Origin of the sequence: Pseudonocardia kongjuensis, assembly GCF_039526905.1 — a bacterium.
GTDB classification, from domain to species: Bacteria; Actinomycetota; Actinomycetes; order Mycobacteriales; family Pseudonocardiaceae; genus Pseudonocardia; species Pseudonocardia kongjuensis.
This window is the reverse complement of the sequence record NZ_BAAAJK010000030.1, coordinates 1-11,992: the sequence shown is the minus strand read 5'-3', so window position 1 is coordinate 11,992 and position 11,992 is coordinate 1. Positions and strand designations below refer to the sequence as shown.

Below are 11,992 nucleotides of genomic sequence, written 5' to 3'. Positions count from 1 at the left end.
CCACCCCGGGCAGCCCGGCCAGGTCCGGCGGGTGCTCGTCGTCGCAGGTCCCGACGACCACGCCGACCGCGTGCAGCACCTTCTCCACCTGCAGTCCCGCCGCCGCGCAGGCGGCGGCCACGTCGTCCGGCTCGTGCCCGGGGGCGACCGAGACCAGCACCCGGGCCATCTCAGCCACCCACCGCGCGGACGAGTCCCGCGCCGACGTCGCCCGAGGGCAGCGGGAGCCGCTGTGCGGCCTGGGTGAGCCCGGTCCACAGGTCCCGGCCGCGGGCCCCGGTGCGCTGGGACAGCAGCGCGGCGATCCCGGACACGTGCGGGGTGGCCATCGACGTCCCGGAGATAGTGTCGTTGCGCTGCGGCATCGGCCAGGACGAGTAGACGTCCACCCCCGGGCCCGCGATGTCGACCTGCCCGCCGTCGACCGCCGAGCTCGCCGCGGAGAAGTCGGCGATCGCGAGCGCGGCGTCCACCGCGCCGACCGCCATGATCGACGGGCTGTTCGCCGGGACGCCGACGAAGCCGACGTTCCCGGCCGAGCGCTCGGCGTTGTTCCCGGCCGCGGCGATGATCAGCACCCCGGCGTCGAGCGCCCGCCGGCCCGCGTTCTCGTAGGCGGCGGACACCTCGTCGAGGTCCGCGCCGAGCGCCAGCGACACGATCTGCGCGCCGCTGGTGATCGCCCATTCGATGCCCTCGAGGATCCCGGCGTCGGTGCCGGACCCGTCGTCGCCGAGCACCTTGCCGACCAGGATCCGGGCCTCGTGCGCGACGCCGTAGCGGCGGCCCGAGCCCGGGGCGAGCGGGCCGCAGGCGGTGCCGACGCAGTGCGTGCCGTGCCCCTGGGCGTCCTGCACCTGCTGCCCGTCGACGAACGAGCGGGACTCGATGTCGCGGCCGGCGAAGTCCGGATGGCCGAGATCGAGACCGGTGTCCAGCACGGCCACGCCGATCCCGGCGCCGGTTTCGGTCGCCGCGTCGACGCCGGTGGCCTGCAACCCCCAGGTCAGCTGGTCGGTGTCGGCGAACTGCGCCGGCGCGGGCGCCCCGGTGGTCTCGCCGGCGGCCGCCCGGTCGCGCAGGAAGGTGGCGGCGTCGGCGAAGCCCCGCAGGTACTCGGCGGACACGCCGGGTCCGGTGCCCAGCGCGCGCTGCACCCGCTCCGGTTCGACGGCGACCAGCCGCGGGTCCGCGCGGGCGGTCCGCAGCCGCTCCGGGTCGAGCTCGGCGACCGCGACCCCGAGCCGGGCCAGCAGGACCGGATGGGCGCCGGCCGGGGCGTCCCGGCTGCTGGTGACGTCGGCCAGCCCGGTCAGCTCCTGCACGCAGGTCCGGGCCGCCGCGTCGTCGTCACCCAGCAGGTCGTCCCCGAGCACCAGCAGGTAGCGGCCGGTGAGCGTGCCCCCTGGCCGGGCCGGACCGGTCGGGCGGGGTTCGGTCATGTCGCCTCCGATGATCGACGTGCGGTCACTCATCGTGCCGCAACGGTCCACTGCGGGCATCCGCGACGGGACCGTCGGTCCCCTGCCGTGGGGCCGGACGGCCCGGGCGCGGACCGGCCGCGCGGTGCCATCCTGGACACCGGGCGGACCGGACCCGACCGGCCGCCGGGGGAGGAGCGCGAGCATGGCAGCACAGCAGACCGGGCCGGTCGTGGTCGGTGTCGACGGGTCGGAGTCCGCGCTCGACGCGGTCCGCTGGGCGGCCGCCGAGGCCGCGTCCCGGAACGTCCCGCTGCGCCTGGTCGCGGTGTTCACCCCGCTGCCGGCCGCACCGCGGCACGACATGGGCCTGACCGCCGCCTACATGGACCAGGTGGTGACGTCGCTGCGGGGAACCCTGGAGGTGGCCGCCGAGGTGGCCGCCGGTGCGGCGCCGGGCGTCGAGATCGGCACCGAGCTGCGCACCGGCTATCCCGGGCAGGTGCTCACCGACGAGTCCCGCTCGGCGGTGCTCACCGTGGTGGGCAGCCGCGGGCTGGGCGGGTTCACCGGGCTGCTGGTCGGCTCGGTCGCGGTGACGCTGGCCGCGCACGGCGAGTCGCCGGTGCTGGTGGTGCGCGGTGACCGGGCGCCGGACTCCGGCCTGCCGGTGCTGCTCGGCGTCGACGGGTCGCCGGCCGGCGAGGCCGCCGTCGGGATCGCGTTCGAGGAGGCGTCCCGGCGCGCGGTCCGGCTGCGCGCGCTGCACGCCTGGTCCGACGTCGTCGTCGATCCGGCGGTCGCCGTCCTGGTCGACCACCAGGCGTGGGAGACCGAGGAGCGGGCGCTGCTCGCCGAGCGGCTGGCCGGATGGTCCGGCAAGTACCCCGACGTCGAGGTGGACCGCGTCGTCGTCCAGGACCGGCCCGCGCACGCGCTGGTCCAGGGCTCGGCGGACGCCGGCCTGGTCGTCGTCGGGTCGCGCGGGCGGGGCGGGCTCGCCGGGCTGGTGCTCGGCTCGGTCGGGCAGGCCGTGCTGCGGCACGCGCAGTGCCCGGTGCTGGTCGTCCGCGGCTGAACCCGGCTAGCCGTCGAGCTCCGCGAGCAGGGCGTCGGCCACCGCGTAGAGCTTCGTGTTGGTCTCGTGCGAGATCGTCCGGAGCAGGCCGAACGCCTCGTCCGCGGTGCACCGGCGCTGCGCCATCAGCATGCCCTTGGCCTGCTCGATGCTGGTGTGCCGGTCGAACCGGGCGCGCAGCACGGCGTTCTCGGCGTCCAGCGCGCGGGCCAGCGCCACGGCGCCGCTGCCGTCCCCGGCACCGCCGGTCAGCAGGCCCGTCACGTTCTCGACGTGGTGCAGTATCCCGATCACCTGCCCGTCCGGGCAGCGCAGCGGCGAGTTCACCGGCAGCCACACCCGTTCGACGAAGCCGGTCGTCCCGGACGGGCCGGGCACGTCGTAGCGCTGCACCGGCATCGGGTCGCGACGGCCGTGGCGCAGCACGCGTTCCAGCGAGGCCGTCAGGTTCGCGACGCCGTCGGCCCCCGGCAGGTCCGGGTTGTCCGGGAACGCCTCGAACATGAGCTGCTCGGTGAGCTCGCCGGGCGCGCGCAGCGTCGCGTCGCAGTACGCCGGGTTCGCGGCGACGATGCACAGGTCGCGATCGAGGATCAGGTACGCCGAGCGGGTCGCCCGGAAGGCGGGGTCGTCGCGGCATCCGTGCAGGACCCGGCGACCCGAGACTCCGGTCGACATCTCTGACCTCCGCCGGCCGGGACGGCGCAGGTCGGGGGTACCGCCCGGCGCGGCCCGCGGCACCTCGTACGTGCGCGAAACCGTCCTCCGACGGAGGACGCCGGGCCGGCTGCTCGACCCATCGACCATGTCCGCCAACCGATCGGGCGGCGGGCACCGGGAAAGATTAGGACACCCGCTCCGTCCGTGGCACGGCGGGACGCCCGTTGCGCCGGAGGGCGTACCCACGTTGCTCCGTACGGAATGCCCGGAACATCCGGTGTCCCGCCGCGGCGGCGGTAATCTCGCGGTGACCGACCTCACCGGACACCACGTCGCCAGGAGCACCGATGCTCGGACTGATGCAGGACCGCCCGCTCACGCTGCCGCACATCTTCCATCGCGCGGAGCAGTACTTCGGGCACAAGGAACTGATCACCGCGACCCCCGCGGGTACGACGGAGACGACCACGATCGCCGACTGGGCCGTCCGGGTCCGGCGGCTGGCGACCGTGCTCGACACGCTCGGGATCTCGCCGGACGGCCGGGTCGGCACGTTCTGCTGGAACAGCGCCCGGCACCTGGAGCTCTACCTGGCGGTGCCGTGCACCGGCCGGGTGCTGCACACGCTGAACCTGCGCCTGTTCCCCGACCAGCTGGTGTACGTGGCCAACCACGCCGGCGACGAGGTCGTGTTCGTCGAGCGGTCGCTGCTGGGCCTGTTCTGGCCGCACGTCGACCGGCTGGAGACGGTCCGGCACATCGTCGTCGTCGACGACGGCGCGGGTCCCGAGATCCCGGACGACCCCCGGGTGTCGGACTACGAGCAGCTGCTGGCCGCCGCGTCCCCGGTGACCGGCCGGTTCACCGTCGACGACGAGAACTCCGCCGCCGCCATGTGCTACACCTCTGGCACCACCGGCAACCCCAAGGGCGTCGTCTACTCGCACCGCTCCACGCTGCTGCACTCGCTGGCGACGCTGTTCGCCGACGGCGTCGGGCTCCGCGAGCGCGACGTGGTGCTGCCCGTCGTCCCGATGTTCCACGCCAACGCCTGGGGCCTGCCCTACGGCTGCCTGCTGGCCGGGTCGTCGCTGGTGCTGCCCGGGCCCGGGATGACCCCCGACGCGATCCTCGCCCTGGTCGCCGAGCACCGGGTGACCCTCGCGGCCGGCGTCCCGACGATCTGGATGGGCCTGCTGCCCAAGCTCGGCGAGTACGACGTGTCGTCGCTGCGCGCCATCCTGTGCGGCGGCTCGGCGGTGCCGAGGTCGCTGTCCGAGGGATTCCGCGAGGCGACCGGGCTGCCGCTGCTGCAGGGCTGGGGGATGACCGAGACCTCCCCGCTGGCGGCGCTCGGGGTGCTGCGCGCCGCGCACGACGAGCTGTCCGAGGACGAGCGGGCCGACGTCCGCGCACTGCAGGGCCCGGCCGTCCCGCTGGTGGAGCTGCGGATCGCCGACCCGGACACCGGCGAGGAGCAGCCGTGGGACGGCACGTCCACCGGTGAGGTGCAGGCCGCCGGGCCGTGGATCGCCCGGGAGTACTACCGCGGCGAGGGCGACGGCGGCCAGTTTACCGACGACGGCTGGCTGCGCACCGGGGACGTCGCGGTGGTCGACCGGCTCGGTTACGTCAAGCTGGTCGACCGCACGAAGGACCTGGTCAAGTCCGGCGGCGAGTGGATCAGCTCGGTGGAGCTGGAGAACGAGATCATGGCGCACCCGAAGGTCGCCGAGGCGGCGGTCATCGCCGTCCCGCACGAGAAGTGGGTGGAACGCCCGCTGGCCTGCGTCGTGGTGAAGGACGGCGAGCAGCTCACCGCCGACGAGCTGATCGACTTCCTGGCCCCGCGGGTCGCCAAGTGGTGGCTGCCGGACGCCGTCGAGTTCATCGACGAGGTGCCCAAGACCAGCGTCGGCAAGTTCTCCAAGAAGACGCTGCGGGACAAGTTCGGCGGGTACATCCTGCCGTCCTGACCGGGGTCAGCTCCGCAGCAGCCTGCGGAGCAGCGGGGTCCGGCCGGTGGCCGGCCCCGCCTCCGCGGGCTCCCCTTCCACTGCCCCTGCCGGTCCGGAGTCCGCCCGCTCGCCCTCCTGCGCATCGGCCGCGGCCGCTGCGGGATCCCCCGGCTCGGCGCCCGCCGCTGCGGGCACCGGCCCGGACCCCGGCCGGTCCGCCGCCGTGCCGCCGGGCTCGCCCTGCCCGGGTGCGCGCTGTCCGGGGATCGCGGCCGCGCGGGTGCCCTGCTCCGGGATCGTGCCGGCCGGCAGCGGCGCCCCCTCCAGCACGTCCAGGCAGTGCGTGTCGCCGCAGGCGTCGCCGACGGCGACCGTGCCGGCGACCGCGGCCACCGCGGTGAGCGGGGCGTCCAGCGGGGCCCGGCCGAGCAGCTCGGCACCGGCCAGGTCCCACAGCAGGACGCTGCCGCCGGAGCCCGCGGTGACGGCCCGGTGCCCGGCCAGCCCGGCCACCGCCCGCAGCAGCACCGGATCGGCCCGGAGCGTCGTCACGGCGGCCGCCCCGACCGTCCAGACGTGCACCCGGCCGTCGGCGTCGGCGGCGACCGCGTGGCAGCCGTCGTCGTCGAGCGCGACGCCGGCCAGCTGCGAGCCGGGCAGCGGCGCCTCCAGCAGCTCGCCGGACGCGGTGCGCCACACGACGAGGGCGGTGTCCGAACCGAGCAGCACGGTGCTGCCGCCCGGGGTGAGCGCGGCCCGGCGGACCGGTCCGGGCAGCCGGACCGAGCGGAACTCCCGGCCGGTGCGGGCGTCCGCGACGGCGACCCGGTCGGCGTCCTGGCCGCTGCCGCCGACGACGACGAGCGTGCCCCGCCCGGTCAGCACGGCGCCGTCCACCCCGACCGATCCGGCGCGGACGCCGGTGGTCGCGTGCCGCTCGTCGATCCGGTGTGCGGTGCCGCCGGCGACGGTGAACAGCCGGCTGCCGCCGGTGTCCGACCAGACGTGCCCGGCGGCCGTCGAGCACCGCCAGCGCTCGTCGCCGGTGTGCCGGTCGCGGGCCAGGAGCACCCCGGCGTCCCGGGCGGCGGAGACGACCAGGTCCCCGGTGACGGCGATCGCGCCGACCGCGGCCGGCAGGCCCGGCCGGTCCCCGCCACCATCGACGCCGGTGGTGTCCCACAACAGGATCCGGCCGTGGTCGTCGCCGGTCGCCGCGATCGTGCCGTCGGGGCTCAGCGCGGCCGCCCGCACCGCGGCACCGTGGCCGGTGAGCACCACCGGCGCGCCGCCGGGACGTCCGGCGGCCCCGGCGGCCCCCTCGGTGCCGTCGTCGGCGCTGCCACGGCCACCGGCACCGTCCGGGCTGCTGCTCCCGGTGCCACCCCGGACGCCGCCGGGGTGGTCGGCGCTGCCGCCACCCGCGCTGCCGCCACCCGCGCTGCTGCGACTCGCGCTGCTGTCACCCGCGCTGCTGCGACTCGCGCTGCTGCCACGCGCGCTGCCGCCTGCCGCGCTGCCGCCTGCCGCGCTGCCGCCTGCCGCGCTGCCGCCTGCCGCGCCGCCGCCACTCGCGCTGCCGCCACCGGTCCGCCACAGCTCGACGGCGCCGTCCGCCCGCGCCACCAGCGCACTCCCGGTGCCCCCGGCGGCCGCCGTCGCGGCCGGGCCCCCGCCGAGCCGCTCCGGCCGCTCCGGCGCGCCCGCGTCGAGATGGAGCAGGTGCACCCCGCCGTCCTCGGTGGTGACCAGCAGCTCGGCGGGCCCGGTGCGGGCGAGCCCGGTGACCGCGGCGTCGCCGTCCAGGCCGGTGAGCAGCGAACCGGTGGACACGTCCCAGATCCGCAGCGCACCGTCCGCGCCGCCGGAGACGACGGTGCCGGGCCCGCAGGCGGCGAGCGCCCGGACCGGCCCGGTGTGTCCCTCGGTGAGGGTCACCGGGCTGCCGCCGATGACGTCCCAGATCCGGACCGAGCCGTCCGCGGCTCCACCGGCCAGCCGGGTGGCCCCGCCGGCGGTGCTCGCGAAGACGAGCACCCCGAGGTCCGCGCCGGGGGCGGTGAGCGTCCCGACCTCGGCGCCGTGCGCGGCCAGCACCCGGACGACGTCGCCCGCACCCGCGACCGCGACCAGCCCGCCGTCGTCGGACACGGCGAGCGCGCGGGCCCGGGGTGATCCCAGCGCGGGCCGGGGGCCGCAGGCCCCCGCGACCGGATCGGTCCCGGCGGCCAGACCGGTCGTCGTGTCCCAGGCCAGGACGGCCCCGGACGCGTCCACCGACAGCAGCCGGCCGCCCGGTTCGAGCACCAGCCCGGTGACGGCGTCGCCGTGGCCGTCGAGGATCCGGCGCAGCGCCGCCGACGCCGGCCGGGTCCGCCACCGGGTCGCCAGAACCAGCAGGCCACGCGTCTCGATCCGGTGGCGTGCGGCCCCGGCCAGCGCGTTCTCGCCGGTGGCGACCGCACGGGCCAGCAGCTGCTGGGGGAGTGCCGCGGGCCGTCCGGCGAGATCGGGATCGCGCAGGTGGTGCGCCTCCAGGTCCAGGACCCGGCGCAGCGCCTCGGGCGTCACACCGTCGGGCGGGGTCAGCCCCCCGAGCCCACCGGACAGCGCGTCGCCGGTGGCGATGCGCCGTTCCAGGCCGTCTCAGAACGTCTCGACGGGCATGCGGTGGTCCTCCCCGGGGTCGCGGTCGGTTCCGTGTCGGCGCCCCGCGAGGCATCGTTAACGAGGAAGGGGGTGTCACGGCGCGACCGGCGGTGACCGGTCGAGGGCACTCGGTGACCGGCGGTCCGTTGCGCCACGGCCGGTGACTGTCGGGGGTCCGGGCTACCGTCCGGCTCATGGCCCGTACCTCTCGTGTCCCCGCGCTCCGTCCCCCCGCCCCGGGCGCGCTCGCCGGGGCCTGGCTCGCGATCGCCGAGATCGCGGTCACCGCGCCCGTGGTGATCGCGCACCGCACGGCGCGGCTGGTCACCGGCGGATGGCCGCCCGGGCCGCGGGAGCGGCGCGAGCTGACCCGCATGTGGGCCGAGAAGGTCGACGCCTTCACCCGGGCCGCGGTCGTCGCCGGGACGTCGGTCCCCGGGCCGGCCACGGCGGCCCGCGCGCTGGCGCCGATCCGCACCCGGGTGCGGGGCAACGCCCGGCGGCTCGGCCGGGCGGGTCCGGGCGTCAGGTCGCGGCGAGTTTCTCCCGCTCCGCCCGCTCGGTCGAGGCGTTGAGCACCTGGACCCGGTCGCCGACCTGCAGGTCGTCGTAGAACGCGCGGGCCTGGTCGAGGTCGAGCTTCACGCAGCCCGCCGACGCCCGGTCCCGGTCACCGCCGTGGAAGGCGATGCCGCCGTCGGCGAAGAACACCGACCACGGCATCGGTGCGGGGCCGCCGTCGGGGGACTCGAACTCGCCGCTGCGGTGGTCGGCCTCCTTGCGGTACACCCGGAACGAGTGCCCGGTCGGGGTCTCCTGACCGGCTCCGCCGGACGTGATCGGGACCGGGCCGCGGGTGATCTCGCCGTCGGTGATCAGCCATGCCCGCTGCGACTCCAGGTCGACGCAGGCCCGCGCCGAGACCGAGCAGGGTGTGCCGGCGACCTGCTTCTCGGCGTGCGTCCGCTGCGCGACGTCGCCGGTCTCGGCCTCCGTCCCGGCCGTCGCGACACCCGCGGTCACGACGACGGCGAGCACGACCGTCCCGGCCAGCGCCGTGGCTCCGGCCCGGGACCTGGACCGGCGCACCGTCCTGTTCCGCACCCGCACCGCCTCCCTCCGTCGTGGTCCCCCGGACGGGTTCAACGCGCGACGCGGCCCTCCGTCACGGGGGAGACGGTGCGGCGGCCGGTCCGCGCCGGTTCACGGACGGGTGGTGCCGGGGCCGGTCACGGTGACCGGGTCGCCGGTGGCGATCGTCCCCGACGTCAGGATCCGGCAGACCGCACCGCCCCGGTCGTGCAGCGCACGCCGCGCGCCCGGCCCGACCGCGGTCTCCATCACCCGGCACGGTGCGGCGCGCCGGACCACCTCCAGCACGACGCCGTCCGGTCCGCCCACGACGATCCGGCTGCCCGGCTCGGTCGGGACCGCGCCCCGGTCGAGGGTGATGTTGCGCCGGGTCCGGCCGGACCCGACCGGCGCGCCGAGCGCCCCGGCGGCCGCGTCGAGCTCGGTGCGGCTCTGCACGGTGACGTGCCGGTGCCGGGTCCCGAGGTAGCGGTCGCCGACGAGGCCCTGCCCGGCGCGCGCCTCGACCCGGTCGACCGGGACCATCGGCGCACCCCGTTCGGGTGCGACGTGCACGGAGTCGACCCGCACCGGTCCGTCGTCGCTCACTCCACGGTCACCGACTTCGCCAGGTTGCGGGGCTTGTCGACGTCGCGGCCCAGCGCGACGGCGAGATGGCGGGCGAACAGCTGCAGCGGGACGGCGAGCAGGATCGGGGCCAGCTCCGGCTCGGTCCGCGGCACCCGCAGGACGTCGTCGGCCAGCCCGTCCGGCAGCTCCGCGTCGGTCACCGCGACGACCGGGCCGCCGCGCGCCCGGATCTGCTCGACCGTGCCGACGTTCTTGGCCAGCAGCTCGTCGTCGGGGATCAGGACGACACTCGGCATCTCCGGGGTGACCAGCGCGAGCGGGCCGTGCTTCAGCTCGGACGCCGGGTAGGCCTCGGCGTGGATGTAGGAGATCTCCTTGAGCTTCTGCGCGCCCTCCCGGGCGACCGGGCGGCAGCGGGTGCGACCGACGAAGAACATCGACGACGCGCCGGCGTGCCGCTTCGCGATCTCGGCGATCTCGCCGTCGCGTTCCAGGATCCCGGCGATCTGCCCGGGCAGCGCCTGCAGTCCCTCGACCAGCCGGCGGCCGTCGGCGACGGACAGGTCCCGCACCCGGCCGAGCAGCACGGCGAGCATCGCGAACGAGACGGCCATGTTCGTGACGGCCTTCGTCGAGGCGACCGACACCTCCGGCCCGGAGTGCAGGAAGATCCCGTTGCCGCACTCGCGGGCGATCGCCGATCCGATCACGTTCACCGCGCCGATCACCCGGCCGCCCTTGCGCCGCAGCTCCTGCACCGACGCGAGGGTGTCGGCCGTCTCGCCGGACTGGCTGACCGCGACGTAGAGACAGTCCGGGTCGACGACCGGGTTCCGGTACCGGAACTCGCCGGCCGGCTCGGCCGCCGCCGGGATCCGGGCGAGCTCCTCCACCAGCCCGGCGCCGATCTCGCCGGCGTAGTAGGCGGAGCCGCAGCCGAGGAACAGCACCCGGCGGACCCCGCGCAGGTCCCGCGGGTCCAGCTCGAGACCGCCGAGGCGGGTGGTGGCGAACCGGGTGTCGAGCCGCCCGGCCAGCGCCCGCCGGACCGCGTCGGGCTGCTCGGCGATCTCCTTGGCGAGGAAGTCCGGATGCCCGCCGAGTGCGTAGTCACCGGTGTCGGCGTCCACGGTGGTGGGGGCGATGCGGGTCGAGCCGTCGATGCCGTCGGCGCGGACGGTGACCAGCTCGCCGTCGTCGAGGAACACGACCTGCCGGGTGTGCCGCACGACGGCGGCCAGATCGGACGCGACGACCATCTCGCCGTCGCCGACGCCCAGCACGATCGGGCTCCCGTTGCGGGCGACGACCAGCTCGTCGGGTGCCCGGGCGTCGAGCACCACCAGGCCGTAGGTGCCCTCGACCTGGGTCAGGGCGGAGCGGACGGCCGCGGCGAGCGACCCGGCACCGGCGTCCAGGGCCTCCGCGACGAGATGCGGCAGCACCTCGCTGTCGGTGTCCGAGGCGAGCACGACGCCGCGGGCGGTCAGCGCGGTGCGCAGTGCGTCGGCGTTCTCGATGATCCCGTTGTGCACCACGGCGATCCGCCCGGCCGTGTCGGTGTGCGGGTGGGCGTTGCGGTCGCTGGGCTCGCCGTGTGTGGCCCACCGGGTGTGCGCGATCCCGGTCCGGCCGCGCGGCGGGTTCTCGCCGACCAGGTTCCGGAGGTCCTCCACCCGGCCCGCGGTGCGTCGCACCGTCACCTTCCGCCGGTGCACCAGCGCCAGACCCGCGGAGTCGTAACCCCGGTACTCCAGGCGCGCCAGCCCGTCCAGCAGGACGGGGGCGGCCTCCCGCGACCCGACGTAACCCACGATGCCGCACATGCGACGTCCTCCTCAGCCGTAGACGATCCTGCGCAGGCGACGCGCCGACACCTCGCCGGGTGCGACCACCCGGGCGCCGAGCTCGGCACCGATCCGGGGCCAGATCGCGTCGTTGTGCAGGCCGCGGGCCTGCAGCTCGCGGTGTCTGCGCCGGACGAACTGCTCGGTGGTCTCGGTGAAGTGCGCGACGACGTCGGCCACGACCCGGGCCGCGACCTCCTGCGGGAGACCGGTCGTCACGACGACGTGCCGCACGAGATCCGGATCCACGGACCGATACTGACCGCACGACGCGTGGAAGGCCAGGATTCTGCCCGGATCCGGGCAGGGATCGGGTTGAACAGCTCTGCCGCGGTCGTCGAACCGGGATCGTCGGCCCCCGACCCGGGGTGGCGCCGCCGGCCCGGTGGTCGTCTCCGGCCGTCGCACCCTTGCCTGTGTCGCATCGCCTGTGTCGCGTTGCCTGCGTCGCACCCTTGCTCGCCACGGCCCACGGCCCACGGCCCACGGCCCACTCCCGGCCGACTCCCGGCCGACCGGCCCGGACCGCTCCGGACCGCTCCGGACGGCTCCGGACGGCTCCGGACGGCACGGACATGGCCTCTGACCTGCGGTGACATCGAAAGGGGACCCCCCTGTTCACGGGCCCTGAGCGCTGCTGTAACTTTATCCAGGTCAGCGAGTGAGCCGGACAGAACGGGCCGCAGAGCCCGGTCAACAGGCCCCGTTGGCCAGATG

The 11,992-nt window shown here is 76.1% G+C and carries 9 protein-coding genes; 2 read left to right on the top strand and 7 right to left on the bottom strand.

Annotated features, from left to right (window positions below; all coding sequences use genetic code 11):
* Positions 1 to 170: 170 nt before the first annotated feature.
* Entirely contained in the window at positions 171 to 1,442 is a 1,272-nt protein-coding gene (locus tag ABD160_RS22620) for a S8 family serine peptidase (protein WP_344025714.1), read from the bottom strand.
* A 184-nt stretch (positions 1,443 to 1,626) separates the two neighbouring features.
* Between ABD160_RS22620 and ABD160_RS22615 the strand changes: the two genes are divergently transcribed.
* Positions 1,627 to 2,499 (top strand): universal stress protein, encoded by an 873-nt coding sequence (locus ABD160_RS22615; RefSeq protein ID WP_344025712.1) that lies wholly within the window; start codon positions 1,627 to 1,629, stop codon positions 2,497 to 2,499.
* Between the two features lie 6 nt (positions 2,500 to 2,505).
* On the opposite strand, the gene ABD160_RS22610 is transcribed toward ABD160_RS22615, so the two are convergent.
* The gene (locus ABD160_RS22610; RefSeq protein ID WP_344025710.1) at positions 2,506 to 3,177 is read right to left on the bottom strand and encodes an ANTAR domain-containing protein; all 672 of its coding nucleotides are present in this window, start codon (positions 3,175 to 3,177) and stop codon (positions 2,506 to 2,508) included.
* Between the two features lie 329 nt (positions 3,178 to 3,506).
* On the opposite strand from ABD160_RS22610, the gene ABD160_RS22605 reads away from it, so the two are divergent.
* A complete protein-coding gene (locus ABD160_RS22605) occupies positions 3,507 to 5,135 on the top strand; it encodes a long-chain fatty acid--CoA ligase (protein ID WP_344025708.1) in 1,629 nt (542 codons plus the stop codon).
* Positions 5,136 to 5,141: 6 nt separating this feature from the next.
* Here the strand turns inward: ABD160_RS22605 and ABD160_RS22600 are convergent, their stop codons facing one another.
* The 5 genes from ABD160_RS22600 to ABD160_RS22580 form a co-directional block, all read right to left on the bottom strand.
* A complete protein-coding gene (locus tag ABD160_RS22600; protein WP_344025707.1) occupies positions 5,142 to 7,688 on the bottom strand; it encodes a WD40 repeat domain-containing protein in 2,547 nt (848 codons plus the stop codon).
* Positions 7,689 to 8,291: 603 nt separating this feature from the next.
* Complete coding sequence (locus ABD160_RS22595; protein WP_425563649.1) at positions 8,292 to 8,870, bottom strand: L,D-transpeptidase; 579 nt, start codon at positions 8,868 to 8,870, stop codon at positions 8,292 to 8,294.
* A 99-nt stretch (positions 8,871 to 8,969) separates the two neighbouring features.
* Positions 8,970 to 9,446 (bottom strand): MOSC domain-containing protein, encoded by a 477-nt coding sequence (locus ABD160_RS22590; RefSeq protein ID WP_344025703.1) that lies wholly within the window; start codon positions 9,444 to 9,446, stop codon positions 8,970 to 8,972.
* Complete coding sequence (gene glmS, locus ABD160_RS22585; RefSeq protein ID WP_344025701.1) at positions 9,443 to 11,254, bottom strand: glutamine--fructose-6-phosphate transaminase (isomerizing); 1,812 nt, start codon at positions 11,252 to 11,254, stop codon at positions 9,443 to 9,445. The genes ABD160_RS22590 and glmS overlap by 4 nt, the downstream gene beginning before the upstream one ends.
* 12 nt (positions 11,255 to 11,266) lie before the next feature.
* The gene (locus tag ABD160_RS22580) at positions 11,267 to 11,524 is read right to left on the bottom strand and encodes a hypothetical protein (protein ID WP_344025699.1); all 258 of its coding nucleotides are present in this window, start codon (positions 11,522 to 11,524) and stop codon (positions 11,267 to 11,269) included.
* Positions 11,525 to 11,992 lie beyond the last annotated feature (468 nt).

What these genes read in the sequence shown, in the direction of transcription:
- ABD160_RS22620 (WP_344025714.1), bottom strand. Translation starts at nt 1,442, where the DNA reads ATGACCGAACCCCGCCCGACCGGTCCGGCCCGGCCAGGGGGCACGCTC.
- ABD160_RS22615 (WP_344025712.1), top strand. Translation starts at nt 1,627, where the DNA reads ATGGCAGCACAGCAGACCGGGCCGGTCGTGGTCGGTGTCGACGGGTCG.
- ABD160_RS22610 (WP_344025710.1), bottom strand. Translation starts at nt 3,177, where the DNA reads ATGTCGACCGGAGTCTCGGGTCGCCGGGTCCTGCACGGATGCCGCGAC.
- ABD160_RS22605 (WP_344025708.1), top strand. Translation starts at nt 3,507, where the DNA reads ATGCTCGGACTGATGCAGGACCGCCCGCTCACGCTGCCGCACATCTTC.
- glmS (WP_344025701.1), bottom strand. Translation starts at nt 11,254, where the DNA reads ATGTGCGGCATCGTGGGTTACGTCGGGTCGCGGGAGGCCGCCCCCGTC.